The sequence below is a fragment of the Candidatus Paralachnospira sp. LCP21S3_A2 genome, from assembly GCF_052118925.1.
Classification (GTDB): Bacteria; Bacillota; Clostridia; order Lachnospirales; family Lachnospiraceae; genus Lientehia.
In genome coordinates this window covers 80,339-104,800 of the sequence record NZ_JBQKGG010000005.1, presented here as the reverse complement: position 1 = coordinate 104,800, position 24,462 = coordinate 80,339, and the positions used below count along the sequence as shown (strand labels likewise).

Below are 24,462 nucleotides of genomic sequence, written 5' to 3'. Positions count from 1 at the left end.
AAAACGACCGTAGCAGGACAGTATCAGAAGTATCAATGAGCAGTGCCAGAAAACGAGATTTACTATTTAAATAAATCTATGTAATGTTTCAATTCGTTGTCGGATTGAAAGTGAGGAAGATTCGCTTTTTTATAGTAATCTTTATTTTGAGTGATAGCAGCATAGTCAAGGGTATACGGGAAAAAGCTATAGTAATGTGCATATTCAACAAGGTTTCGCTTTCCCCAGTCCTGCGCTTTTTCATAATAGAAATGAATAGTTGTTCCCGTATAATCCCGTTTTTCATCCAGGTAGTCCAGCTGAAGGTAAATCATTTCCCCATGGTCTTGTTTTATGGTACGATCCCAGTCTTTTTTTACCAGACGGTAAATTTCATTGTATTCTGGGTCGCCTGGTTCGAATTCATAATGAAGAACAGAAGTTGATTTAGGTATATCTAGTTGAATTTTGTCCGGTTTTTTGAGAGTACGAAAATCATTTTTTCTGTAAAAATTAACCGCAGCAATGATAATAATAATGAATAGTAGAAGAATAATAGTAAGTCTTTTTTTCATTGAAGACTCCTTAATTAAAATGACGCTTAAAGGATGCGCGATAATTACCATCTCAATTTCTTTTCATTGGAATCATCTCCCCATATAATCAAATATTTTTACTGAAGATTTTTGTTTTACAGGTCTTGTGGCTCTCTACTCTTCTCTATTTTCTCATAAATGAAAAGTACAAAGAGCTTTTTTATCAAAGAGATAAATAATTATTAAGAATAAGGATACAAAAAGACTATCCTATATTAATAAAAAAGGTATATAGCTTAAAGGTGGGAGGTAAGAGTGATAGTAATTTGGGTAACTGTTAGGATGGCTTGAAAAAGATGACATATTTGGATATTTAACGAACTTAATACAAAAACATATATTGATATATAATGAAAGCTTGAATCAAAATAAATAAAGATAAAAAAGGATTGTTTTCTTTATAAATTAACAATATCATAGATTAAGAAAAAAATAAATACAAAAATAAGATAAATACAATAAAGATAAAATAAAGAATTTAAATATAAAAGTAAACAGAAAATAATAAGCTAAAATGATTCATGATTTTGGAATATGCTACGAGTTGTGTCATAGTAACTGATCTCGTTGGGGCGAAAGTGTAGCCGGGATTTAGGAGAAATCACTTGATTTTTTCTGAAAAAACGGGTGTAATAATATCAAATCACGATTTACTAAATCACGATTAGATATTATTGGAGGCTCTTATGTTTATTGGAAGGGAAGCGGAATTAAAATTTCTGAATGATAAATACAAGGAAGAATGCGGACAGCTGATCGTTCTGTATGGCCGGCGGCGTGTGGAAAAAACGGAGACGCCTAGGGAGTTCTGTAAGGGAAAAGCAGGAACTGTCGTTTCGCTATGCCAAAATGGGACGATGGATGGGGAAAATGATGGTTCGGGACGAAAAGGCGGCAGGGGGCTTTCGGATTGCGGAAACAGAAATCGACCTGTTGGCAATCAGCCGGAAAAGTAAATATTGATTGACAAACCTCCTCCATGGTGCTAGTATCAACATAATATTAAAATGATATCACCTATCTGGTGATCGGGCGCGGAAAGGCGCAGATTGGAGGATACGATGAAGATTGACAGTTCAAAGGAAAAGGAGATCCGGCCGTTTAACGGAATGGCGGCGTTATTTCTGGCACTGCTGTTTATCGTCGGAGGGACTGCGGCGGCGGTTCTCAGTGCGGTGTTTTTAAATGAGACCGCGTTCGGGATCGGTCTGGCGGCAGGAATTCTGCTGGTGATTGCCGGCGGTATCATGCTTCCGGGGCTTCGGGCCGTGGCGCCGAAGGAAGCGCTGGTTTTAGTGCTGTTCGGAAATTATTACGGAACGATCCGGAAAGAGGGGTTTTATTTTGTGAATCCCTTCTGTACGGCGGTGAATCCTACCGTGAAGGGGCTGCAGGCGTCTACGGCGGGGAGTGGTCTTTCCGTAAGCGGAGGCGGAAGCCGCAAGGTGTCTTTAAAGACCATGACACTGAACAATGAAAAGCAGAAGGTCAATGACCAGCTGGGGAATCCGGTGATCATCGGGGCGGTGGTGATCTGGCGGGTGGTGGATCCCACGAAGGCCGTGTTCCAGGTGAATAATTACAAGACCTTTTTGTCAATCCAGTGCGATTCGGTGATCCGAAATGTGGCGAGACTGTATCCTTATGATGCCGGAGACGAGGAAAACGGCGGAGATACCGACGAAAAGACCCTGCGCGGAAGCACAAGAGAGGTAGCGGAAAAAATGCGGGCAGAGCTTCAGGCAAGAGTGGCGGAGGCCGGGCTTGAGGTGAGCGATGTGCAGATCACCCATCTGTCTTATGCCCCGGAGATCGCATCGGCCATGCTCCAGCGGCAGCAGGCGGTTGCCATCATCGCGGCGCGGCAGAAGATCGTGGAGGGCGCAGTCGGCATGGTAGAGATGGCACTGGACAAGCTCAGTGAGCAGGCGGTCGTGGAGCTGGATGAAGAACGGAAGGCAGCCATGGTAAGCAATCTGCTGGTGGTGCTCTGCGGAAATAAAGAGGCGCAGCCCATTGTCAACAGCGGAAGCATTTATTAAGAAGGAGAAACAGAATGATCGAATTATCTCATGTGACAAAGGTTTATGGGGGAACACATACGGCGGTGAACAACTGCTCCTTCCAGGTGGAAGACGGAAAGATCACCGGCTTTATCGGACCTAACGGCGCCGGAAAGACCACGACGTTAAAAATGATCACGGGGATTCTGGAACCGACGGAGGGACAGATTCTTCTGGATGGAACGGATATTCAGATAAATCCGCTGGAGGCAAAGAAAAAAATCGGATTTGTGTCCGATAATCCGGACAATTTCCTGCGCCTGAAGGGACTGGAATATCTGAATTTCATGGCGGATATTTATGATGTGCCCCAGGCGGGGCGGATGGAAAAGATCCAGGCCATGGCAAAACGGTTTGAGATCGAGGATGTTCTGGGGGATAAGATTTTAAGCTATTCCCATGGTATGCGCCAGAAGGTGATGGTCATGGGGGCGCTGATCCATGATCCGTCTCTGTGGATCCTTGACGAGCCCATGACGGGACTGGATCCAAGGGCGGCCTTCGAGCTGAAGGAGATGATGCGGGAGCATGCACAGAGCGGCCATGCGGTGCTGTTTTCCACCCATGTGCTGGAGGTGGCAGAGAAGCTCTGCGACCAGGTCGTGATCATCAATAAGGGACAGATCGTATTCCAGGGTACGCTGGACCAGCTTCGCGCAGATTATCCGGAGGAGGAAAGCCTGGAGGATATCTTCCTGGCGGTGACCGAGCATGCGTAAATATCTGATTTTAACAGGAAAGCTTTTAAAGACCGGCCTGGACGGCATGGAAGCTTCCGGAAAAAGAAAAAAACAGAAAAACGGAAAAATAAGAACGGGAAAGCTGGGACAGAGTGCCGTCTGGCTGATCCTGCTGGTATGTCTGCTTCCCCTGATGGGAATGATCTTCCGGCTGGGCGGTTCGGCATACCGTATGCTGGAGCCTCTGGGACAGACCGGGGCAGCCATCGAGATGATCTTTTTTGCCAGTGCGATTCTGGACCTGGTGCTGGCATTTCCCATGGTGCTTTCGGTATTTTATATGAGCAATGACCTGGAGCAGCTCTTATATCTGCCGCTTCGTCCCTGGCAGATCGTCGGGGCAAAGTTTACGGTATCGCTTCTTTATACCTGTGTAAGCTCTCTGTATCTGCTGGCACCGTTCCTTTTGGGCTACGGAATCCGGGCCGGGGCAGGAATTCTGTTCTGGATCTTTGCGGTACTGTCGATTTTCCTGGTGCCGGTGCTGTCGCTTGTTTACAGCAGTATTATTTCCCTGGTGCTTATGCGGGTATTCAAGAAAGCGAAAAATAAGGATTTCCTTTCGGTATTAAGCGTTGCGGTCACGTTGATCCTGGCAGTGGGAATCAGCATGATGAGCTCCAGCATGGGGGATCTGGAGGGAGAAGCTGTGATCCCGCTTCTGATGAAGGGGCATGATTCCCTGGTAGGCATGATGAGCGGAATCTTCCCGCAGCTTACGTTTTTGACGAAAGCCATGACAGGTCCTTCGGTACTGTCCTTTCTGATCTTTCTTCTTATTACGGCGGCCGGCGTGGCGGTATTCGGCCTGATTGCCGGAAAGCTTTATTTTGCCGGAGCCATGGGCATGCAGGAAACCAGTGCAAAGCGCCGGAAGGTGACATCGGCGGAGGCAAAGACATTAAGTCGGAAAAGAAGTGTCCTGTCGGCATGCACGAGACAGGAGGTCCGTGAGCTGGTGCGGACGCCCAGCTATTTTATGAACTGCGTCCTGATGGCTTTTCTCTGGCCTGTGATTTTTATCGCAGTGTTTGCGTTTCAGATGGTTCGGAACGGAGAAAGCTTTGGAGAGCTTTTGTCAATGCTGGATCTTGGCAGAGGAGGCGCATCGGCCATTGCCTTGTTTGTCCTGTTCTGTCTGTCTCTGATGTCCGGAATGTTCTGCTATGTGGCCGGAACGGCAATCTCCCGTGAGGGAAAGAACTTCTATTTCATGAAAGTGATCCCGGTTCCGGTACGGACGCAGTTAAAGGCGAAGCTGTTATCGGCTATGATATTCAGTACGGCCGGCTCCACCGGCTTCAGTCTGATCCTCGGCATCATCTTTGCCGCTGTATTCGGGCTTCCCGTCTGGATGCTTCCGGTGCTTCTGGCAGCCGGGCTCGCAGTCAATGTGATCGAAAACTGTCTTCAGCTGTTTATTGATCTGCTGCGGCCGAAGCTTTCCTGGGAGAATGAGCAGCAGGCAGTAAAGCAGAACATGACACTGATGCTTGGCATGTTCTTATGTATGGCGGTCGGCGTCGGCCTCGGTTTCCTGATCTTTAAGCTGTATGGAGCATGTAAGCTGTCACTGCCGGTTTACAGCCTTATAGTGACGGCAGTTCTGGCAGCGCTGGCAGCACTGATCTATCGTGGCGTCATGGCTTATGGCGTGCGCCGGGTCGGGCAGATAGAAGTTTAGCAGGCAAAAGGGCGGTGGGACAATGGCTGATACAAAGAAAGAAAAAGAGAAAAGCAAAAAGCAGGTGCTTCTCCGCCTGAATCCCGCGCTGTGGAATGACCTGGCACAGTGGGCGGAGGATGATTTCCGGTCTATCAATGGCCAGATCGAATATCTGCTCACTGAGGCAGTGAAGAAACGGAAAAAGGGGACAAAAAAGGAGGAAGAGTGATGGGTAGAATGGGGAAACGGATTGCAAACCTCCTGGTTCATCTGGGTACCTGGCTGCCGGTCCTGCTTCTGATCATCTTCTGGAAACAAATACCGAGCCAGATCCCGGTGCATTATGATGCCGCCGGTGAGGTCACAAGGTGGGGCGGAAAGGGCAGCATCATCATGCTGGTCATATTTCAGTTTATGATCTACGGAACTCATCTGATCTGTATGCGGGTGGTCCGTTATATGTCTCCGCCGGAGAAGCAATACTCCAGAAAGCTGGCTCCCTATGTAACGGAGGAGGATCACGAGTACGGGATCATGCTCACAGAGGCTTATCTGGCCTGGACAGATGCCCTGGTGATCCTTCTGTTCGATGAGATCATCTGGAGCAGTGCGGCGGTTCAGGCAAGCCTCGGAAACCTTCTTTTTTATGGAGATCTGGTGCTTCTGGCGGTGGTCTTTGTCATGTACATGGTTTTGATCTCCAGAAGGAAAAAGCAGATCCGTCTGCGGGCGGAAGAAAAAAACGGACAGGAAACAGATGATTATGAGGACCGGGAGGAGAGAACCATCGGAGATGTAGACGATCAGTCCGGCGGCCTTTCGGATGAAGATTATGAGGACCGGGAAGAACCGACCATGGGAGATGTCGGGCGGGTAAGCAGTGAGAAAGAGGATGATATGTAACGAAGCCGGTCCGCGATGAATTTGATATGGATTGTGAAGAACCCCGGGAAGTATCTTGACTTTCCGGGTTCTTCTTCCTATAATGGTTAGCGAATACTAATTAGTGCAGACTAATCGAGAACAATAATCAATCACAACCGGTATAAACAGGACCGGAAGAAAAACAGGAGGAAGGATATGTTTCTGGAAATCAGCCATGTGAAGAAAAGCTTCGGACAGGGAGACAGTCGGACCGAGGTATTAAAGGGCGTGGATCTGAGTCTCGATAAGGGGGAAATCTGTGTGCTCCTTGGTCCCTCCGGCTCCGGAAAATCAACGTTGTTAAATATCATCGGCGGTATTGACAGTGCGGATGGCGGAACGATCTCTATCGGCGGAGAAAAGACCGCAGAGATGAATGAAAAGAAACTGACGATGTATCGGAGAAAGCATCTGGGCTATGTGTTTCAGATGTATAATCTGATCCCCAACTTAAATGTACGGGAAAATATCGAGGTCGGGGCGTATTTAAGTGACCATCCACTGGAGGTGGACGGCCTGTTAAAGACACTGGGGCTGTACGAGCACCGTCATAAGCTGCCCAGCCAGCTTTCCGGCGGACAGCAGCAGCGGACGGCTATCGGCCGCGCTATCGTGAAGAATCCGGATCTTTTACTCTGCGACGAGCCCACCGGCGCGCTGGATTATAATACCTCAAAGGAAATCCTTCAGCTCATTGAGCGGGTCAATAAAAGGTACGGGAATACGATCCTCATTGTAACTCACAACGATGCGATCCGGAATATGGCGGACCGTGTGGTAAAGCTGCGGGACGGCATGGTACGGAGCAACTGCCTCAATGAAGCGAAGCTGCCGGCGGCGCAGTTAGAGTGGTAGGAGGTCATCATGAAAAATCCATTGAATAAGCGGTTTCTCCGGGAACTCCGCGGAGAATTCGGAAAATATCTGGTGATCTTTATTCTTATGACCGCAACCATCGGCTTTGTTTCCGGGTTTCTGGTAGCAGACAACAGTATGATCAAGGCTTATAATGAAAGCTTTGAGAAATACCATGTGGAGAACGGGAACTTCCGGACGACAGAAGAGCTTACCGGGGAGCAGAAAGCTGCCATCGAGGCGGAAGATGTCACATTGTATGAAAATTTTTATGTAGAAGAAGAGGTGGACAACGGGAGCACACTGCGGATCTATCAGAACCGTGAGGAGGTGGATCTTGTCTGCCTGATGAAAGGAGAGCTTCCGGGATCGGACAACGAGATTGCCATTGACCGGATGTATGCGGACAATAACGGATTTTCCGTGGGTGATATCATAGAGGCCGGCGGAAGGAGGCTGACCATTACCGGTCTGGTGGCTCTTCCCGATTACAGCTGTCTGTTTTCCGACAACAGCGATACCATGTTTGATGCGGTAAAATTCGGGGTTGCCATTATGACACCGGAGGGCTTTGCGTCCTTTGGAGGCATCCATCTTTCCTATAATTATTCCTGGCTGTATAAAAATGCACCCGGGGATGACATAGAAGAAAAGGAGATGTCAGATGACCTGATGAAGGTGATCGCCGGAACGGCTGTGCTGGAAAACTATGTGCCGCGGTATCTGAATCAGGCCATTAACTTCACCGGTGAGGACATGGGCGGCGACCGCGCCATGATCACAACGCTGCTGTATGTGGTTATTGTCATCATGGCCTTTGTATTCGGTGTTACCACCAGCAATACCATCGCCAGGGAAGCAGCGGTGATCGGAACACTCCGTGCTTCCGGCTATAAAAAGGGAGAGCTGGTGCGTCATTATATGATCATGCCGGCCCTTGTCACGGTGATCGGGGCTGTAATCGGAAATATCTTAGGCTATACCTGCCTGAAGGACGTCTGCGCGGGTATGTATTACGGAAGCTACAGCCTGACAACCTATAAAACGGTATGGAATGCCGATGCGTTTATCATGACCACCGTAGTTCCTCTGGTTCTGATGCTCCTGATCAATTTCCTGGTGCTGGTAAAGAAGCTTTCCCTCTCTCCGCTCCAGTTTCTGCGGAGGGAGCTGCGGAAAAAAAGTAAGAAAAAGGCATTTCCGCTCAATGAAAAGCTTCCGTTTCTGGGACGGTTCCGTCTTCGGGTGATTTTCCAGAATATGAGCAGCTATGCGCTGCTGTTCATCGGAATCCTGTTCGCAAACCTGCTTCTGTTGTTCGGCCTGCTTCTTCCGGCGGTACTGAAGGATTTTCAGAATTCCATCACGGACCATATGATCTGTGAATATCAGTATCTGCTGAAGACACCGATGGAGACGGAGAATGATCAGGCGGAGAAGTTTGCTGCCGTGTCGCTGGAAACGCTGGAGGGAACTTATAAAATCGAGGATATTTCCATTTTCGGAGTAGAGGATGACAGTGCTTATCTGGCCCTGGATTTTTCCGGCGGCCATGTTTATGTAAGCGATGGGTATGCGGAAAAATTTAAGGTCAGACCGGGTGATAGTATTACGCTGAAGGAACGGTATGGGGACAGGGAGTATGAGTTTACGGTAGATGGAACGTATGATTATCCGGGCGCCCTGTCGGTATTCATGAGCAGAGAAACATTTTGCGATACCTTCGAGCGTGATGCGGACTATTTCAACGGTTATTTCTCCAATGAAAAGCTGACCGATCTGGACGAGAAATATGTGGCAGCTGTGATTGACGAGGAGGCTCTTACAAAGCTGTCCCGCCAGCTTGATGTTTCCATGGGTCAGATGATGTATCTGGTTGACGGATTTGCAATCATGATTTATGTGGTGCTTCTGTATCTTCTTTCCAAGATTGTCATCGAGAAGAATGCCCAGTCTATTTCCATGGTGAAGATCCTGGGCTATACCGGAGGGGAGATCAGCCGTCTGTATCTTGTCTCCATGGCAGTGGTAGTTGTGCTGTCGCTGCTCATCAGCCTGCCCATTGAGTCGGCTGTGATGCGGTGGCTGTTTGAAAACTACATGATGCAGAGCATATCCGGCTGGCTGCCCTACACGGTGTCACCGGTGATCTTTGTGAAGATGATGGTCATCGGTCTGGTGACCTATGCAGCTGTGGCGGCGCTGGAATACCGGAAGATCCGGAAGGTACCGCTGGACGAAGCATTAAAGAATGCAGAATAAAGGAAGAACGTCGGAAAACGTGCGATGGGATCCTTACCGAAGAAGGAAGAGCGGAGGCTGATATACAGCCTCCGTTTTGTAGTGTGGATCATGAAAGTTATCAGGATAACAGATATATGTGAATCAGATAAAACAAAGAGAAAATGACTTGTCAAACGTCTAATAATCTAGTAGACTAAGCATATATTTTGTGCCTTGAGCGAAGCGAAAGGAATGAAAAATCATGAAAAGATCAGGTCTTTATCTATTGAAGTACATAGCTTGTTTTCTGGTGATCATATTGATTTATGGAATTGTACAGTGGTTCCTCTATCCCGTAAAAGAAAGCAGAGCGGACGCCTGTGCAGAGAAGATCGGAACAATCTGTGAAAAGGCAGAGACGGATGGCTCTCTGATCTATCTGTGTGAGGCTGGAGACGGAAAACAGATGGTGGTATTAGTGGAAAACCTGTGGTTTCCGAACCGTTACCGGAAATACGAGGTTACCGGGAAACAACGTCTGGATGTAAACAGCCGGAAAGAATATTATCAGGTGTTCTGGGATGAAGCCGGGATTCACGTCGGTGAAGTGACAAACGTAAGCGGCAAAAACAGTTCATCGGTTGTGTTCGGTATGCTGCTGCTGCCGCTGTTTATTATTGTGAGTGCAGAGAACATCAGAAAACGGATTAAAAGAAAGAATGGCTGACCCCAAAACCAGGATCAAGGAAGTTGATGAAGGAACGGAAGTGGACACGATGCCGCCAGAGGATGCCGAAAAACCTATAAGCGCAGCCCCTTTATGTCCTTAATGCGTGACAGGATCATATTGCAGCTGCAGCTGACCACACCGGGCAATGTGTCAATGACCGTGTGCAGAAAGGTCTCCATTTCTTCGGAGGAAGAGGCGACAGCGTGAACATGTAGCTTGTCCTGCCCTGTCACACGGTAGATCTGCGTAACCGTATCATGCAGCTTCAATATTTCTGTGACCTTTGAAAGGCAGCTCGGTGTTGTTTCGATTTCAAAATAGCATGACACCGCTCCGCTGATTTTCTGGGGATTGATGACGGTAGTATATTCCTCGATAATGCCTTTCTGCTCCAGCGCCTGAATCCGGGCCTTTACCGCGACTCTTGATATGCCGATATTCTCTCCAATATCGGAATAGGAAATGCGTGCATTCTCTATCAGCAGCCGTACGATTTTCTGATCTAATCCATCCAGTCCGTCTAAATACATAAGCAATCCTCCGATAACATGATTTCTGGGATTAGAATAACACGCTTCTTTCCAAAAGTAAACCGGATATTGACATGATAGTTGCAGTACGCTATAATTGTTTCGGATTGTAATTATAAACTTACGTTTCAGAGGCACATTATGAACCGGGATTTAACAAAGGGCTCTGTTATCAAGTCGATGCTGTTGTTTGCCATTCCCATGATTTTAGGTGATCTGCTTCAGCAGTGCTATAACATTGCTGACACTTTGATTGTCGGACAGTTCCTTGGGCGGGATGCCCTGGCAGCAGTTGGATCATCCTTTACGCTGATGACATTTTTGACTTCAATTATCCTTGGACTGTGTATGGGGAGCGGTGCTCTGTTTTCCATATGCTTCGGACAGCGGAATGAAACGGCTCTGCGCGAAAATCTCTGTGCATCCTTTTTTTTCATTGCATTCGTTACAGTGCTTCTGAATGGCCTGATAGTGATCTGCCTGGACGGGCTTCGGACGTTTCTGCGGGTTCCCGCCGAGGTCTGGGGTGACATGCGGGAATATCTGGCTGTGATTTTCATGGGGATCCCTGCCATTTTCCTGTACAACTATTTTGCCTCTTATCTGAGGGCAATCGGCAATTCTGTCATACCGCTGGTTTTTCTGGCAGTTTCAGCCGGGCTGAATATTGTCCTTGATCTCTGGTTTGTGATCGGATTAAACAGAGGGGTTGCCGGAGCCGCAGAGGCAACGGTAATTGCCCAGTATCTTTCAGGCATCGGCATCACTGTGTACACCTTTATGCGTTTCCCGCAGGTGCGCTCAATCGGGAACATTCGATGTCTGCGGAGAGAACGCATCCGCGGAATCATTTCCTTTTCCACACTGACCTGTGTTCAGCAATCGGTCATGAACCTCGGTATTCTTATGGTACAGGGACTTGTCAACAGCTTCGGGCCGGTCGTAATGGCTGCCTTTGCTGCCGCTGTGAAAATCGATGCGTTTGCCTATATGCCGGTACAGGATTTCGGAAATGCCTTTTCTACATTTATCGCACAGAATTACGGAGCAAAGGAGAATGAACGAATCCGTTCCGGTCTGAAAAGTGCGATATGCATTTCCATGTCGTTCTGTCTGGTCATATCCACACTCGTCTTCCTGTTTGCCAGACCGCTTATGACGATTTTTGTGGATGCCGGAGAAACCGGGGTTATTATGGAGGGCGTGCGCTATCTGCGTATAGAAGGTGTATTTTACTGTGGCATAGGCTGCCTGTTTCTGCTCTATGGCCTGTACCGTGCGCTGGGGAAGCCGGGGATGAGCGTTGTCCTTACGGTCATCTCCTTAGGTACTCGTGTTGCACTGGCTTACCTGCTGTCTGCGCTGCCTGTATTCGGAGTGACCGGTATCTGGTGGTCGGTTCCAATTGGCTGGGCCCTGGCGGATATCGCCGGTTTGTTCTACTACAAAGCCCGAAGGAAGGCGCTTCTCGCCTGAACCATGGCATAAATGGACCGGTATCAGTTTGTTGATCGCAGGGCAAATCCCCTACTTTACAAAACTCTCCGGATATAGTATAATCACCGTTAGACTTGAATTTATCCATGCAACAGGCTGTGAAGAAGAGGAGTACATTGGCGGCGCTGAAAGAGAGGACGGTTCACCGGCTGAGAGACGGTCCGAGAAAGCACCAGTGGAAGGTAGCTTCCGAGCCGGGCGGCTGAACGTTAACCAAACTAGTAAGCGGCTCCGATTCGCCCCCGTTACCGGGCTGTGAGATGGCTGGAAACAGCCGAATAAAGGTGGTACCGCGAGACATTCGCCCTTTGCCGTAAGGCAGAGGGCATTTTTATTTCACAGGAAACTGCCGCCTGTGGAATAAAATGAAATTCAGGAGGAATTTTATGAGCAAGGAACTGGAGAAAACCTATAATCCGGGGGCGATCGAAGAGCGCCTCTATGACAAGTGGATGGAAAAGAAATATTTCCATGCCGAAGTGGACAGAAGCAAAAAACCCTTTACCATCGTAATGCCGCCGCCGAACATCACCGGCCAGCTTCACATGGGACATGCGCTGGACAATACCATGCAGGATATCCTGATCCGGTATAAGCGGATGCAGGGCTATTCCGCACTGTGGCAGCCGGGCACCGACCATGCCGCCATCGCGACCGAGGTAAAGGTCATCGACAAGCTGAGAAGCGAGGGCATCAACAAAGAGGATCTCACCAGAGAGGAATTCTTAAAGTATGCCTGGGACTGGAAGAAGGAGTACGGCGGACGGATCGTAAAGCAGTTAAAGAAGCTGGGATCCTCGGCAGACTGGGACAGAGAGCGGTTCACCATGGACGAGGGCTGCTCCAATGCCGTGAAGGAAGTATTTATCCGTCTGTATGAAAAAGGATATATTTATAAAGGCTCCAGAATCATCAACTGGTGTCCGGAGTGCAAGACCTCGATTTCGGATGCTGAGGTTGTGCATGAGGAACAGGATGGATTCTTCTGGCATATCAACTACCCGGTAAAGGATGAGCCGGGACGATATGTGGAAATTGCGACCACCAGACCGGAGACACTGATCGGTGATACTGCTGTGGCGGTTCATCCCGATGATGAGCGGTATAAGGATCTGGTCGGCAAAATGCTGATCCTGCCGCTGGTAGGACGGGAGATCCCTGTAGTTGCCGATGAGTATGTCGATAAGGAATTCGGAACCGGCTGCGTAAAGATCACACCGGCTCATGACCCCAACGACTTTGAGGTGGGAAAGCGTCATAACCTGGAAGAGATCAATATCCTGAACGATGATGCGACCATCAATGAAAAGGGCGGAAAGTACGCCGGTATGGACCGCTATGAAGCAAGAAAAGCCATGGTGAAGGATCTGGAGGAGCAGGGGCTCTTAGTGAAGATCGTTCCCCATTCCCATAATGTCGGAACTCATGACCGGTGCAAGACGACCATCGAGCCCATGGTGAAGCAGCAGTGGTTTGTCCGCATGGACGAGATGGCAAAGCCCGCCATCGAGGCATTGAAGAGCGGCCGGTTAAAGTTCGTTCCCGAGAGCTTCGGAAAGACCTATCTCCACTGGCTGGAAAATATCCGCGACTGGTGTATTTCCAGACAGCTTTGGTGGGGCCATCGGATTCCGGCTTATTACTGCAGTGACTGCGGGGAAATGGTAGTAGCGAAGGACGCTCCGGAAAAGTGCCCGAAGTGCGGCGGCACCCATATGGTACAGGATGAGGACACGCTGGATACCTGGTTCAGCTCGGCGCTGTGGCCGTTCTCGACCCTTGGCTGGCCGGAAAAGACACCGGAGTTTGAGTACTTCTATCCCACCGATGTGCTGGTAACCGGCTATGACATTATCTTCTTCTGGGTGATCCGAATGGTATTCTCCGGCCTTGAGCAGACTGGAAAGGAGCCGTTCCACACGGTTCTGATCCATGGCCTTGTCCGCGATTCCCAGGGACGGAAGATGAGCAAGTCCCTCGGAAACGGAATCGATCCGCTGGAGGTGGTTGACAAGTACGGCGCAGATGCGCTGCGTATGACACTGATCACCGGAAATGCCCCTGGAAATGATATGCGTTTCTACTGGGAGCGTGTAGAAGCAAGCCGGAATTTTGCCAATAAGGTATGGAACGCCTCCCGTTTCATTATGATGAACATGGAGAAGGCTCCTGTTCGTGAAGTGGCTCTTTCGGAGCTTACCATGGCAGACAGATGGATCCTGTCCAAGGTCAATACCCTGGCAAAGGATGTGACCGAGAATCTGGATAAGTATGAGCTGGGCATTGCACTTCAGAAGATCTATGACTTTATCTGGGAGAGCTTCTGCGACTGGTACATTGAGATGGTGAAGCCCCGTCTGTACAACGATGAGGATCAGACCAAGGCGGCAGCACTCTGGACTCTGAAGACGGTCCTGATCCAGTCCTTAAAGCTTCTGCATCCGTACATGCCGTTCATCACCGAGGAAATTTTCTGTACCCTTCAGGATGAGGAAGCGTCCATCATGATCTCCAGATGGCCGGAGTACAGGGCAGAGTGGAGCTTTGAGAAGGAAGAGGAGGCAGTTGAGATCATCAAGGAAGCAGTCCGTGCGATCCGGAATGTCCGTACCTCCATGAACGTTCCGCCCAGCAGAAAGGCTCATGTATTTGTAGTGTCCGAGGATGCCGGTGTCCGTGAGATCTTTGAGAACAGCAAGGTATTCTTCGGAACCCTGGGCTATGCAAATCAGGTGGATGTTCAGGCCGATAAGACCGGAATCTCTGAGGATGCTGTTTCAGCAGTGACCGCAAAGGCTGTGATCTACATGCCCTTCGCCGAGCTGGTTGATGTGGAAAAGGAGATCGAGCGGTTAAAGAAGGAGGAGGCAAACTTAAATAAGGAGCTTGCCCGTTCCAGAGGCATGCTGGGCAACGAGAACTTTGTAAAGCGTGCGCCGGAAGCAAAGATCAATGAAGAAAAAGCAAAGCTTGCCAAGTATGAACAGATGATGGAGCAGGTGAAGGAGCGCCTTTGCCAGCTTGAGAAACAGAACTGAGGCATCGTATGAATATCAAAGAGGCAGAAGAGTATCTCAATGGGATCCCGCGTTTTTCCAAGAAGACTACCATGGAAAATGAGCGGAAGATCCTTGCCCTTCTGGGGCATCCGGAGGAGGGACAGCGGTTTGTCCATGTGGCCGGTACGAATGGAAAGGGTTCGGTCTGTGCTTTTATGACCAGTGCCCTTTTAGAGAGCGGCCATCATGTGGGAACGTTTACCTCCCCCCATCTGGTGGATATCACCGAACGGTTTCTCATCGACGGAAAACAGGTCGATGACGAGACCTTTCTGGCGGCCTTCCACCGGATCTATGATCTTTGTGAGACGAAAAAAGAGGAGATTGTCCATCCCTCCTACTTTGAGTTCCTGTTCCTGATCGGAATGGTGATCTTCCGGGAAAAACAGGTGGACACGACGGTTCTGGAGGTGGGACTGGGAGGCAGGCTGGATGCGACCAATGTGATCGAACATCCGGCAGTCTGCATCATTGCTTCCATCAGTCTGGATCATACCGAGATCCTGGGTGATACGATCCCTAAGATCGCGGCGGAGAAGGCCGGTATCATAAAGCCCGGCTGTCCGGTGGTTTATGACGGCTCCAGCCCGGAGGCGGAGAGGGTGATCCGGGAGCAGGCCGAAGCGCTTCATGCCCCTGCGGTCTGCGTAAGGCCGGAAGATTTTGTGATCACGGAGCGAAGCCTTTCGGGGATTGCGTTCAGCCTGAACAAAGCTCCTTATGACGGGGCACAGTTCCATGTTCCCTTTGTGGCGGATTATCAGGCCATGAATGCATCGCTGGCGCTGATGGCGTGTCAGGTGCTGTTCGGAGAATCGGTTTCGCAGGATATGTTAAAGAATGCGCTTGCCCATACCTCCTGGCCGGGCCGCATGGAGCCGGTGCTGCCGGGAATCTTCATGGACGGCGCCCACAATGATGACGGGATCCGCGTCTTTATCGAAACGGTGGTAAAGATGCCCTGCCGGGGGAAGAAGTATCTTCTCTTTTCCGCGGTTGTGGAGAAGGATTATGAGACCATGATCGATGAGATCTGTACCCAGGCCGATTTTGACGGGTTTATCTTAACGGAGCTGGACAGCTATCGGGCTTTGCCGTTAAAGAACATTCTGGAAACCTTTCAGAAAAAGACAGACAAGCCTGTCTGGAGTTTCGGAAAGATCGAGGAGGCCTTTGCCTTTGCCAGAGAGAAAAAGACAGCGGAGGATCTGGTATTTATCGTCGGATCACTGTATCTGGCAGGGAGCGTCAAGGCTGTTTTAAAGAAGGAAGAGGCATAAATACAGCCTGAAATACAGGAGTACGGAAAAAGGGTGACAGTTTTTGTCGTCCTTTTTTCATTGTCAAATGGACGGAAGTATAGTAGTATAGTTTCAGTGCCGGAGAATAAGGGCTTATGAAAATCTTAAGAATTTGTTCTTACGGATTGTAGGAAATTTCCGGTGTGAAAACCGGGCAGGATATGGTATACTTATTCTTTAAGGTTCTGCAACAATCCGGTGGAGAAGCTCTGCAGATGCGGGAGCTTCTTCGGAGGTACTGCAGACAGTGAAACGGTTCAGAAAGGAAGAAACAGGATGTTGAATTTTGAGGAAGAACTGGCAAAGTTCAAGCCCAGCCGTGACATTGACCATGTGGGTGATACCATTGTAAACCGGGATATCACTGATGTGACGGATATCATGGTGGAGTTTATGAAAGAACAGTACGGTCAGTATGAGGAAGAGGACCACAGAGAGTAGGAAGCAGTATGGAGTGTTTATATTGTCATCATCAGCTCGGAAACGGGAATTTCTGTAATTTCTGCGGGCATGATGTAACCCTGTATAAAAAGGTGGTGCGCCTTTCCAACACCTATTATAACATCGGTCTGGAAAAGGCGAAGGTCCGGGATCTTTCCGGCGCCGCCGTATATCTGAAAAAAAGTCTGGATCTCTATAAGAAGAATACCGATGCCAGAAATCTTCTCGGTCTTGTCTATTTTGAGATGGGAGAGACGGTGGACGCCCTGGCGGAGTGGGTCATCAGCAAGAATCTCCAGCCGGATGAAAATCTGGCGGCTGATTATCTGAAAAAGCTGCAGTCGAGACAGTCCAAGTTAAACCAGATGGACCAGACCTTAAAGAAGTTCAATCAGGCGCTTTATTATGCGCGTCATGACAGTGAGGATCTGGCGCTTCTTCAGGCGAAAAAGGTTATCAGCATGAACCCGAAGTTTGTGAAGGCGTATCAGCTGCTGGGGCTTCTTTACCTGAAAAAGGAGGAGTATGCCAAGGCGGAGAAAACGCTGAAGGCGGTCCTCGCCATTGATGTGAACAACACGGTGGCACTGGAATATCTGGAGGAGTTAAGGGAGATCGCGAGAAACCGGAAGGATATCGCGAAGGAAAAGAGCCGACGGCAGGCGAAGAAGATCCAGGAGAAGGAGCTGTTTGACCAGACCATGCGGGACGAGGCCATTGTGCCCACCTACCACGAGGGAACAGGGAGCTGGGCTACGGTGCTTCTGCTGGCAGTGGGGCTGGTTGTCGGTGTTCTGTTTACCTATTTCCTGCTTCTGCCGGTGAAGGAGCGGAAGCTGAATGCCGATTTCAACAGCGGGATCTTATCGTACAATGAGAAGATTTCCGAGCGTGATACGACGATCACCAGCCTTCAGGGGCAGATCGATTCCCTGAATAATGAGAAGTCCAGTCTGGAGGGCGAGCTGTCTGCCTACACCGGAGAGGGCGGCATCATCAACGAATACAACAAGCTGCTCAATGTGCTGAAGCTGAAGGCGGACGGCGATTATATCGGCGCCATGGATTCGCTGGAGTCCATTGATTCCAGTTTGGTGACCAATGAGACCTTCCAGAGTGTGTACCAGTCCCTGAGTACCGAGTTCAACGACAGTGCTGTTCAGAACCTCTTTGCCATCGGCAAGGCGGCTTATGATGCAAGAGACTGGGATAAGGCACTTGCCTACTTTGCGAAATGCCTGGAGAAGCAGCCGGATTATCCGGAGGTGATCTTCTATACGGGGGTCTGCTACCAGAACAAGAGCGACTGGCCGACAGCCGTGGAGTATTATAATCAGCTGATCAATAATCCAGCCTATTCGTCCACTGTCTGGGGACAGCAGGCGGCGGCTCAGAGAGGCTATTAAAGACAAACGAAAAAAGAACAGAGAAACGAAAGAGAAGACCGTGTACGGAAACGTATGGGGTCTTCTTATATTTTATGAAAAACGGATGTGAACCATAACTATATTGGAACAGGAGGTATAAAAATTGGAACAGGGGACATGCTGGAAAATGAGGGGGAATGTGCTGTATGTACAGATGCCCGGAGAGGTGGATCATCACAGCAGCGACGAGATCAAGGAACAGATCCGAAGGGCGCGGGAGATCCAGCGGATCCGCAGTCTGGTATTTGATTTTAAGGATACGCAGTTCATGGACAGTGCGGGGATCGGTATGCTGCTTGGGCGGTACAAGGAACTGCGGGCGGCCGGCGGAAGTGTTTATGTACGTCATGTTCCGCCGAGGCTTTCCAGGATCCTGGAAATGTCCGGGATCTATCAGATCATCGGGGACTGGGATGAGCGGACCATAGAGGGAGGAGAGTGACATGGAGGAAAAGAAAGTATTTGGTGAAACGGAGCAGGAAACGGAATGGAGCAGGAACGAGCAGGAAACGGTGGAAATTTCCTTTGAGAGCCGGTCAAGAAACGAGCAGTTTGCCAGAGTGGTGACGGCTGTATTTGCGGCCCGGCTGGATCCGACGGTGGAGGAGCTGGACGATATTAAAACAGCCGTATCGGAGGCTGTGACAAATGCAATTATCCACGGATATGAAAATCGGAAGGGGATTGTACATATGAAGCTGACGATCCGTGACCGGATCCTGTCGGTGGAGGTACGGGACGATGGCGTGGGGATCGAGGATGTGAAGCGTGCCATGGAGCCGCTTTATACCTCGAAGCCCTCCAGAGAACGGTCTGGCATGGGATTTTCCTTTATGGAGGCGTTTATGGACAAGGTGGAAGTGGAATCGGCGCCGGGAGCGGGAACTGTCGTGACCATGGAAAAGGAGCTGGGGCGGAGGAAGTAATGGACGAGACCATGGAGCTGATCCGACGGGCACACGAGGGGGATAAAGAGGCAAGGGACAGACTGGTATCGGAAAATACAGGGCTGATCTGGAGCGTGGTGCGCCGCTTTCTGGGAAGAGGGGCGGAGTCGGAGGATCTGTTTCAGATCGGAAGCATCGGGCTTTTAAAGGCCATTGACAAGTTTGATCTGGGCTTCGAGGTGCGGTTTTCCACCTATGCAGTACCTATGATTACCGGCGAGATCAAGCGGTTCCTGCGGGATGACGGGATGATCAAGATCAGCCGCTCGGTGAAGGAGCTGGCAGTAAAGGCAAGAAGGGAACGGGAGCGGCTTGGAACAAAGCTGGGGCGGGAACCGACCCTGTCGGAGCTGGCCGGTTCCATGGAGGTGGAACCGATGGAGCTGGCGGCTGCGCTGGAAGCCGGGGCAGAGGTGGAATCCCTTTATAAGACCATTTACCACGGGGACGGGAGTGCCATCAGCCTTATCGACAAGCTGGAGGATAAAAATCGGGAGGATGAGGAGGTCCTGGACAAGCTGACGATCCGGCGGCTTCTGCGGGAGCTTCCGCCTCAGGACGCCAGGCTCATTATCATGCGCTATTATATGGACAAGACCCAGACGCAGGTGGCGAAAGAGCTGGGGGTATCTCAGGTGCAGGTTTCCCGCATGGAGAAAAAGATCCTGGGTACCATGAGAAAGAAATTCTGAAAATGTGTTTCGGATGTATAAAGGACGGTGGCCGGGACCATACTACTCTCAGGAAGGAGTGGTTCTATGAGTACGAAAAAATGGCTTTTTGGGCTTTTGATCCTGGCGGCAGTAACGGTGATCGCACTGTATGCGATTTACCGGATGGGACAGGACGGACAGAGCCGCGGAATGCTTGTGGAGGTTATGCAACATGCGGGAGAAAAGGTGGGGAAAACCACAGACCGGTTCATGAAAGAGGCGAAAAACTGTGCAGAGAAAACGATTGACTCTGTCGGAAAGGCCATGGGCTGTCATGAGTGAGGTCGTTTATTTAAAGCTGTCTCAGAATACGGAGGTCCATGAGCGGGAGGTGTTTCTGTCCCAGCTGGGGGAGCTGTGGTGCCGCAATAAGTCCATCGAGAACCGCTGTCTGGCACTCAAGGTCCTTCATGTGCCTTCGGAAAAGCCGGAGCGCTATGTGCTGTCGGTTATGGAGCTCATTGAAAAGCTGGAGAAGATCTCCGATCAGATCGAGGTAAACAGTATCGGTGAGACGGACTGCATCATTGATTATCAGCCGAAGCCCCGTGCCGGACAGGTCTGGGAATGGATAAAAACGGCGGCAGTCTGCCTGATCACGTTTTTCGGCGCAGCCTTTGCTATCATGACCTTTAATAATGACGGAAATGTGGGCGAGCTGTTTGCCATGATCTATGAGGGAGTCATGGGGCAGAAGCCGCAGGGAGCGACGGTGCTGGAGCTGACCTATTCCATTGGGCTTCCCATCGGGATCCTGGTGTTTTTTAATCATTTTTCCAGAGTGGCACTGTCTAAGGATCCGACGCCCATTGAGGTTCAGATGCGGACCTATGAGACGGATGTGAACCAGACGCTGATCAAAAATGCCGGGAGGGAGGAATCCGGAGTTGATGTTACTTAAAGAAGGACTGCTTGCACTGATCGGACTGAGTGCCGGCGGGATCATTGCGGCGGGCGTTTTTGCCTTTATTGTTACCATAGGCGTGGTGGTGCGGCTCATCGGGAAGACTCATACGGCGAAGCATGTACGGCTCTTTGAGGATATGATCGTTTTCGGCGGGACAGCGGGAAATGTGGTGTATCTGTATCGGCCGTCCCTGCCCGGAGGCTTTCCGCTGCTGGTGCTCATGGGACTTGGCTCCGGTATCTTTGTCGGGTGTCTGATCATGTCGCTGGCGGAGACGCTGGATTCTGTTCCGGTGCTCAGCCGCCGGATCCGCCTGTCCACAGGGCTCCAGTATGTGATCCTGGGGATTGCGGCCGGAAAACTCTGCGGGGCGTTATATCACTTCTTTTAAAGGAGGCATTTAAAGGAGGATTTATGGATCAGGAAAAACAGAAGGCACCGGACAGCCGGGTGGGAAGCGCCATGAGTCCGGAGGAATATGAGGCTTATGTAAAGCAGGTAACGCCCACGCATAATCCGGTCTGGAATGTCCTGCGGGCGTTCGTAACCGGCGGCATCATCTGTACCATCGGCCAGGGACTGCTGTACCTGTTTCAGGAAAACGGTGTGGAGCGGGAGGCGGCCGGTGCCTGGACGCTTCTGATCCTCATCGGGGCCGCAGTGATCCTGACCGGGCTGAACCTGTTCCCGAAGATTGTGACCTTCGGCGGAGCGGGCGCACTGGTTCCCATCACCGGCTTTGCCAATTCGGTTGTCTCTCCGGCCATCGAATACAAAAAAGAGGGACAGGTATTTGGTATCGGCTGTAAAATCTTTACCATTGCCGGGCCGGTAATCCTCTATGGGATCTTTTCAAGCTGGATTCTGGGCATTCTTTACTGTATTCTGGACTGGATCGGCATTTACTGGGCATAACGGAGGAATCGGACATGGAACGAAAGCGTTATCAGAGAGGAAAGGCAAGTCTGGCCTTTGAAAACGGGCCGCAGATCCTTGGAAAGGCGTCGGTCGCCGGAAAAAAGGAGGGGGAAGGGCCGTTAGGGGAACAATTTGATATCATTGAGCCGGATCCGCTTCTTGGCTGTGAAAACTGGGAGGAGGCGGAGAGTGCACTCCAGAAAGAGGCGGCCGATCTGGTCATTGAACGGGCCGGACTGGTGCGCAGCGAGGTACGCTATCTTTTCGCCGGGGATCTTCTGGGGCAGCTCATTGCAACATCCTTTGGAACCGTGGATCTGGAACTGCCGCTGTTTGGATTATACGGGGCATGCTCCACCATCGGGGAGGCTCTCTGTCTCGGGGCCATGACAGTAGAGGCCGGGTATGCGGATTATGTGATGGCCTTGTCCTCCAGCCATTTTGCCAGCGCGGAAAAGCAGTTCCGTTTTCCGTTGGAATACGGGAATCAGCGTCCGCTTTCGACCACATGGACGGTGACCGGCAGCGGGGCATTTATTCTGGGAAAGAAGGGCGGATCGGTGCGGATCAGCGGGATCACGCCGGGGCGGATCGTGGACATGGGATTAAAGGATTCCATGAATATGGGGGCCTGCATGGCACCGGCGGCCTGTGATACCATCTGCCGCAGCCTGGAGGATTTTGAGCGGGAGCCGGAGGATTATGACCGGATCATCACCGGAGATCTGGGGCAGGTCGGAACAACGATCCTTCTGGATTTTATGAAGAGCCGGGGGCATGATATCCGGCGGCAGCACCGGGACTGCGGAACCATGATCTTTGACGCCGAAACGCAGGATACCCACTCCGGCGGAAGCGGCTGCGGCTGTTCGGCCCTTGTGCTGGCAGCGGAAATCCTTCCGAAGCTGATGACCGGCCAGTGGCAGCGGGTGCTGTTCCTGCCGACCGGTGCATTGCTTTCCAGTGTAAGCTTCAATGAAGGAAACAGCGTTCCGGGGATCGCGCATGGAGTGATTTTAGAGCACTGCTGAACATGGTGATATTTGTCGGTAAATTGTGGGAAACTGCTCTGTTTGGCGCCGACATGGTGGAAATGTCTGTATTTATCTGGATAAAGTTCTTGAAACCGCAGCTGATTCAGGATAGAATAGGCAGTATCAAAAAAGCGGAATATGAAACAGAGGTGTTCCGCGTACATATCTTTTTCTTTATGATCGGGGATTCTCCCGGATAATTCCAATAGAACTAGAACGAAATGAAAACAAATATGGAAGCTGTAAAAGAGACAGGAGGTGGGAGCATGGACTGCGCTTCCGGCGTGGTGCTGGGCGGACTATACCGTCTGGAAGGTCTGCTGGGCCGGGGCGGACATGGAACGGTCTGGCTGGCAAGGCAGATCCGAACAGACCGTCCGGCGGCGGTGAAGGAGCTTCAGGGGCAGGCGCTGATCATGGAGACGGACCTGTTAAAAAAGCTGTCCCATCCGGGGCTTTCTGCCATCATGGATATTCTGGAGGAAGACGGACGGCGATATCTGGTCATGGAATATGTGGAGGGGGAAACTCTGAGTGCCTATCTGGGCAGTCATGGGCCGGTATCGGAGGAGCAGGCAGCAGACTGGGGAATCCAGCTCTGCCGGGTCCTTTCTTATCTGCATGAGCGGCGTCCGCCGGTGATCCACCGGGATCTGAAGCCGTCAAATCTGATCCTGCGCCCGGACGGGAGGCTGGTTCTGATCGATTTCGGAACAGCCAGAGAACGGAAGGAGGATCAGACGGGGGATACAGTCTGGCTGGGAACCAGAGGCTATGCTGCGCCGGAGCAGTACGGAGGGCGTGGACAGACCGGGCCGGAAACGGATATTTACGGTCTCGGAATGGTTTTGTATGATGCGCTGGGCGGCATGAAGAGGCAGGGAAAAGAAGGAAGAGAACTGTCTGCCGGTATGGAACGGATCCTTCAAACCTGTACCAGAGTGGAGCCGAAACGAAGGTTTTCTTCCTGTCGGATTCTGGAGGAGGAGCTTCTGGCGTTTCGGACACAGACCGGGCATCAGAGGATGTGGAGTATGCGTCTTCGAAGCGGCTGTCTGATTCTGGCAGTTGTATCGCTGCTCCTGGCGGGAAGCAGTCTGGGGCTGGCATTGGCCGGACGGAGCCGGCAGGGAGTGTTTTATGAATCATTGCTATTGGAGGCAGAGGGCAGTGTTTCCGAAGAGGAAGCAGAAGCGTTGTGTGAACAGGCAATCCTTCTGGAGCCGCAGCGGCCGGAGGCATATGAGCAGCTGCTGGAAATTTATGTGGAAACCGATGGGAGCTTTTCCGTTTCGGAGGAACGGCAGTTTCAGGAGCTTCTCCGGTCGGAGAGTGGGCTTGGAACTGTCCGGTCCAGACTGCAGCGAGGCGGAGCTGCCTGCGGAAGGGCGGCTTATCGGATCGGTCTGGCATACTTTTATGAATATGAGGGGGCCGGAGGACGGGGCGCATCGGCAGTCTGGTTTCGTCTGGCGGAGGAAAACAATGCACATCTGACAGAGGGGGAAACACTTCGGACAAGGCTTCTGGGAAGGATTGCTTCCTACTGGGACGGTCTGGGGAAAGAAAAAAAATCGGGAGATCCGCAGGTTTCTTATGCAGATTACTGGAAAGACCTGGAGGAGCTTTCAAGGCTGGAGCTGGAACAGAAGGACAACCGGATTACTGCGCTGGTGGCAGCAAGAGAACTGGCCGGGCGTCTGGCGGACTGCGGATCCCTGTTTTATCGGGACGGAATTGGAACGGGACAGATGGAACAGGCATTGAAGCAGGTTGAGACACAGGCAGCGGTCTGGGAGGGTCAGATTGAAAGCACCTACGAAGGACAGCTGTTCGAGGAAGTAAAGACGGCGGAATCACTGGCGGAACAAACATTGAAGGTATTGAAACAAAAAGAGAAGGGAGAATAGGG

The 24,462-nt window shown here is 50.7% G+C and carries 25 protein-coding genes; 23 read left to right on the top strand and 2 right to left on the bottom strand.

Features of this window, described 5'->3' with window-relative positions; translation table 11 throughout:
* Positions 1–62: 62 nt before the first annotated feature.
* The gene (locus ACTQ3K_RS06140; RefSeq protein ID WP_441566298.1) at positions 63–554 is read right to left on the bottom strand and encodes a hypothetical protein; all 492 of its coding nucleotides are present in this window, start codon (positions 552–554) and stop codon (positions 63–65) included.
* 707 nt (positions 555–1,261) lie between these two features.
* Between ACTQ3K_RS06140 and ACTQ3K_RS06135 the strand changes: the two genes are divergently transcribed.
* The 9 genes from ACTQ3K_RS06135 to ACTQ3K_RS06095 all read left to right on the top strand — a co-directional run bounded on the left by ACTQ3K_RS06135 (position 1,262) and on the right by ACTQ3K_RS06095 (position 9,773).
* Entirely contained in the window at positions 1,262–1,531 is a 270-nt protein-coding gene (locus ACTQ3K_RS06135) for a hypothetical protein (protein ID WP_441566299.1), read from the top strand.
* Between the two features lie 105 nt (positions 1,532–1,636).
* Positions 1,637–2,617: an SPFH domain-containing protein gene (locus ACTQ3K_RS06130; RefSeq protein ID WP_441566300.1), complete on the top strand. Its 981-nt coding sequence runs from the start codon at positions 1,637–1,639 to the stop codon at positions 2,615–2,617.
* 14 nt (positions 2,618–2,631) lie between these two features.
* A complete protein-coding gene (locus ACTQ3K_RS06125; protein WP_441566301.1) occupies positions 2,632–3,357 on the top strand; it encodes an ABC transporter ATP-binding protein in 726 nt (241 codons plus the stop codon).
* Positions 3,350–5,062: a putative ABC transporter permease subunit gene (locus ACTQ3K_RS06120; protein WP_441566302.1), complete on the top strand. Its 1,713-nt coding sequence runs from the start codon at positions 3,350–3,352 to the stop codon at positions 5,060–5,062. The genes ACTQ3K_RS06125 and ACTQ3K_RS06120 overlap by 8 nt, the downstream gene beginning before the upstream one ends.
* Positions 5,063–5,084: 22 nt before the next feature.
* Positions 5,085–5,273, top strand: a complete 189-nt coding sequence (locus tag ACTQ3K_RS06115) for an Arc family DNA-binding protein (protein ID WP_441566303.1) — start codon at positions 5,085–5,087, stop codon at positions 5,271–5,273.
* Positions 5,273–5,947, top strand: a complete 675-nt coding sequence (locus ACTQ3K_RS06110) for a DUF1648 domain-containing protein (protein WP_441566304.1) — start codon at positions 5,273–5,275, stop codon at positions 5,945–5,947. Before ACTQ3K_RS06115 ends, ACTQ3K_RS06110 begins: the two co-directional genes overlap by 1 nt.
* A 177-nt stretch (positions 5,948–6,124) precedes the next feature.
* Entirely contained in the window at positions 6,125–6,823 is a 699-nt protein-coding gene (locus ACTQ3K_RS06105) for an ABC transporter ATP-binding protein (protein WP_441566305.1), read from the top strand.
* Positions 6,824–6,832: 9 nt separating this feature from the next.
* On the top strand, positions 6,833–9,085 hold the full coding sequence (locus ACTQ3K_RS06100) for an ABC transporter permease (protein WP_441566306.1): 2,253 nt from the start codon (positions 6,833–6,835) through the stop codon (positions 9,083–9,085).
* 223 nt (positions 9,086–9,308) lie between these two features.
* Complete coding sequence (locus tag ACTQ3K_RS06095) at positions 9,309–9,773, top strand: hypothetical protein (protein WP_441566307.1); 465 nt, start codon at positions 9,309–9,311, stop codon at positions 9,771–9,773.
* Between the two features lie 74 nt (positions 9,774–9,847).
* Here the strand turns inward: ACTQ3K_RS06095 and ACTQ3K_RS06090 are convergent, their stop codons facing one another.
* On the bottom strand, positions 9,848–10,306 hold the full coding sequence (locus ACTQ3K_RS06090) for an Lrp/AsnC family transcriptional regulator (protein ID WP_441566308.1): 459 nt from the start codon (positions 10,304–10,306) through the stop codon (positions 9,848–9,850).
* Positions 10,307–10,447: 141 nt separating this feature from the next.
* Here ACTQ3K_RS06090 and ACTQ3K_RS06085 point away from each other — a divergent pair, with 141 nt between their 5' ends.
* The 14 genes from ACTQ3K_RS06085 to ACTQ3K_RS06020 all read left to right on the top strand — a co-directional run bounded on the left by ACTQ3K_RS06085 (position 10,448) and on the right by ACTQ3K_RS06020 (position 24,460).
* The gene (locus ACTQ3K_RS06085) at positions 10,448–11,782 is read left to right on the top strand and encodes an MATE family efflux transporter (protein WP_441566309.1); all 1,335 of its coding nucleotides are present in this window, start codon (positions 10,448–10,450) and stop codon (positions 11,780–11,782) included.
* 407 nt (positions 11,783–12,189) lie between these two features.
* Positions 12,190–14,841 carry a valine--tRNA ligase gene (locus ACTQ3K_RS06080; RefSeq protein WP_441566310.1) on the top strand — a complete coding sequence of 884 codons (2,652 nt, stop codon included), beginning with the start codon at positions 12,190–12,192 and terminating at the stop codon, positions 14,839–14,841.
* A gap of 8 nt (positions 14,842–14,849) precedes the next feature.
* Entirely contained in the window at positions 14,850–16,142 is a 1,293-nt protein-coding gene (locus ACTQ3K_RS06075; RefSeq protein ID WP_441566311.1) for a bifunctional folylpolyglutamate synthase/dihydrofolate synthase, read from the top strand.
* Between the two features lie 297 nt (positions 16,143–16,439).
* Positions 16,440–16,604: a hypothetical protein gene (locus ACTQ3K_RS06070; RefSeq protein ID WP_441566312.1), complete on the top strand. Its 165-nt coding sequence runs from the start codon at positions 16,440–16,442 to the stop codon at positions 16,602–16,604.
* Positions 16,605–16,612: 8 nt separating this feature from the next.
* Positions 16,613–18,010 (top strand): tetratricopeptide repeat protein, encoded by a 1,398-nt coding sequence (locus ACTQ3K_RS06065; RefSeq protein WP_441566313.1) that lies wholly within the window; start codon positions 16,613–16,615, stop codon positions 18,008–18,010.
* A 124-nt stretch (positions 18,011–18,134) separates the two neighbouring features.
* The gene (locus tag ACTQ3K_RS06060; protein ID WP_441566314.1) at positions 18,135–18,473 is read left to right on the top strand and encodes an STAS domain-containing protein; all 339 of its coding nucleotides are present in this window, start codon (positions 18,135–18,137) and stop codon (positions 18,471–18,473) included.
* A gap of 1 nt (position 18,474) precedes the next feature.
* A complete protein-coding gene (gene spoIIAB / locus ACTQ3K_RS06055) occupies positions 18,475–18,957 on the top strand; it encodes an anti-sigma F factor (protein ID WP_441566315.1) in 483 nt (160 codons plus the stop codon).
* Positions 18,957–19,670: an RNA polymerase sporulation sigma factor SigF gene (gene sigF, locus ACTQ3K_RS06050; protein ID WP_441566316.1), complete on the top strand. Its 714-nt coding sequence runs from the start codon at positions 18,957–18,959 to the stop codon at positions 19,668–19,670. Before spoIIAB ends, sigF begins: the two co-directional genes overlap by 1 nt.
* A 66-nt stretch (positions 19,671–19,736) precedes the next feature.
* Complete coding sequence (locus tag ACTQ3K_RS06045; RefSeq protein WP_441566318.1) at positions 19,737–19,973, top strand: hypothetical protein; 237 nt, start codon at positions 19,737–19,739, stop codon at positions 19,971–19,973.
* On the top strand, positions 19,921–20,592 hold the full coding sequence (locus ACTQ3K_RS06040) for a stage V sporulation protein AA (RefSeq protein WP_441566320.1): 672 nt from the start codon (positions 19,921–19,923) through the stop codon (positions 20,590–20,592). The genes ACTQ3K_RS06045 and ACTQ3K_RS06040 overlap by 53 nt, the downstream gene beginning before the upstream one ends.
* Entirely contained in the window at positions 20,582–20,989 is a 408-nt protein-coding gene (locus ACTQ3K_RS06035; RefSeq protein ID WP_441566322.1) for a stage V sporulation protein AB, read from the top strand. Before ACTQ3K_RS06040 ends, ACTQ3K_RS06035 begins: the two co-directional genes overlap by 11 nt.
* Positions 20,990–21,012: 23 nt before the next feature.
* Entirely contained in the window at positions 21,013–21,513 is a 501-nt protein-coding gene (locus ACTQ3K_RS06030; protein WP_441566324.1) for a SpoVA/SpoVAEb family sporulation membrane protein, read from the top strand.
* A 14-nt stretch (positions 21,514–21,527) separates the two neighbouring features.
* The gene (locus tag ACTQ3K_RS06025; RefSeq protein ID WP_441566326.1) at positions 21,528–22,547 is read left to right on the top strand and encodes a stage V sporulation protein AD; all 1,020 of its coding nucleotides are present in this window, start codon (positions 21,528–21,530) and stop codon (positions 22,545–22,547) included.
* A 269-nt stretch (positions 22,548–22,816) separates the two neighbouring features.
* Positions 22,817–24,460 carry a serine/threonine protein kinase gene (locus ACTQ3K_RS06020; protein ID WP_441566328.1) on the top strand — a complete coding sequence of 548 codons (1,644 nt, stop codon included), beginning with the start codon at positions 22,817–22,819 and terminating at the stop codon, positions 24,458–24,460.
* Positions 24,461–24,462: the final 2 nt, after the last annotated feature.

What these genes read in the sequence shown, in the direction of transcription:
- ACTQ3K_RS06140 (WP_441566298.1), bottom strand. Translation starts at nt 554, where the DNA reads ATGAAAAAAAGACTTACTATTATTCTTCTACTATTCATTATTATTATC.
- ACTQ3K_RS06135 (WP_441566299.1), top strand. Translation starts at nt 1,262, where the DNA reads ATGTTTATTGGAAGGGAAGCGGAATTAAAATTTCTGAATGATAAATAC.
- ACTQ3K_RS06130 (WP_441566300.1), top strand. Translation starts at nt 1,637, where the DNA reads ATGAAGATTGACAGTTCAAAGGAAAAGGAGATCCGGCCGTTTAACGGA.
- ACTQ3K_RS06125 (WP_441566301.1), top strand. Translation starts at nt 2,632, where the DNA reads ATGATCGAATTATCTCATGTGACAAAGGTTTATGGGGGAACACATACG.
- ACTQ3K_RS06120 (WP_441566302.1), top strand. Translation starts at nt 3,350, where the DNA reads ATGCGTAAATATCTGATTTTAACAGGAAAGCTTTTAAAGACCGGCCTG.
- ACTQ3K_RS06115 (WP_441566303.1), top strand. Translation starts at nt 5,085, where the DNA reads ATGGCTGATACAAAGAAAGAAAAAGAGAAAAGCAAAAAGCAGGTGCTT.
- ACTQ3K_RS06110 (WP_441566304.1), top strand. Translation starts at nt 5,273, where the DNA reads ATGGGTAGAATGGGGAAACGGATTGCAAACCTCCTGGTTCATCTGGGT.
- ACTQ3K_RS06105 (WP_441566305.1), top strand. Translation starts at nt 6,125, where the DNA reads ATGTTTCTGGAAATCAGCCATGTGAAGAAAAGCTTCGGACAGGGAGAC.
- ACTQ3K_RS06100 (WP_441566306.1), top strand. Translation starts at nt 6,833, where the DNA reads ATGAAAAATCCATTGAATAAGCGGTTTCTCCGGGAACTCCGCGGAGAA.
- ACTQ3K_RS06095 (WP_441566307.1), top strand. Translation starts at nt 9,309, where the DNA reads ATGAAAAGATCAGGTCTTTATCTATTGAAGTACATAGCTTGTTTTCTG.
- ACTQ3K_RS06090 (WP_441566308.1), bottom strand. Translation starts at nt 10,306, where the DNA reads ATGTATTTAGACGGACTGGATGGATTAGATCAGAAAATCGTACGGCTG.
- ACTQ3K_RS06085 (WP_441566309.1), top strand. Translation starts at nt 10,448, where the DNA reads ATGAACCGGGATTTAACAAAGGGCTCTGTTATCAAGTCGATGCTGTTG.
- ACTQ3K_RS06080 (WP_441566310.1), top strand. Translation starts at nt 12,190, where the DNA reads ATGAGCAAGGAACTGGAGAAAACCTATAATCCGGGGGCGATCGAAGAG.
- ACTQ3K_RS06075 (WP_441566311.1), top strand. Translation starts at nt 14,850, where the DNA reads ATGAATATCAAAGAGGCAGAAGAGTATCTCAATGGGATCCCGCGTTTT.
- ACTQ3K_RS06070 (WP_441566312.1), top strand. Translation starts at nt 16,440, where the DNA reads ATGTTGAATTTTGAGGAAGAACTGGCAAAGTTCAAGCCCAGCCGTGAC.
- ACTQ3K_RS06065 (WP_441566313.1), top strand. Translation starts at nt 16,613, where the DNA reads ATGGAGTGTTTATATTGTCATCATCAGCTCGGAAACGGGAATTTCTGT.
- spoIIAB (WP_441566315.1), top strand. Translation starts at nt 18,475, where the DNA reads ATGGAGGAAAAGAAAGTATTTGGTGAAACGGAGCAGGAAACGGAATGG.
- sigF (WP_441566316.1), top strand. Translation starts at nt 18,957, where the DNA reads ATGGACGAGACCATGGAGCTGATCCGACGGGCACACGAGGGGGATAAA.
- ACTQ3K_RS06045 (WP_441566318.1), top strand. Translation starts at nt 19,737, where the DNA reads ATGAGTACGAAAAAATGGCTTTTTGGGCTTTTGATCCTGGCGGCAGTA.
- ACTQ3K_RS06035 (WP_441566322.1), top strand. Translation starts at nt 20,582, where the DNA reads ATGTTACTTAAAGAAGGACTGCTTGCACTGATCGGACTGAGTGCCGGC.
- ACTQ3K_RS06030 (WP_441566324.1), top strand. Translation starts at nt 21,013, where the DNA reads ATGGATCAGGAAAAACAGAAGGCACCGGACAGCCGGGTGGGAAGCGCC.
- ACTQ3K_RS06025 (WP_441566326.1), top strand. Translation starts at nt 21,528, where the DNA reads ATGGAACGAAAGCGTTATCAGAGAGGAAAGGCAAGTCTGGCCTTTGAA.
- ACTQ3K_RS06020 (WP_441566328.1), top strand. Translation starts at nt 22,817, where the DNA reads ATGGACTGCGCTTCCGGCGTGGTGCTGGGCGGACTATACCGTCTGGAA.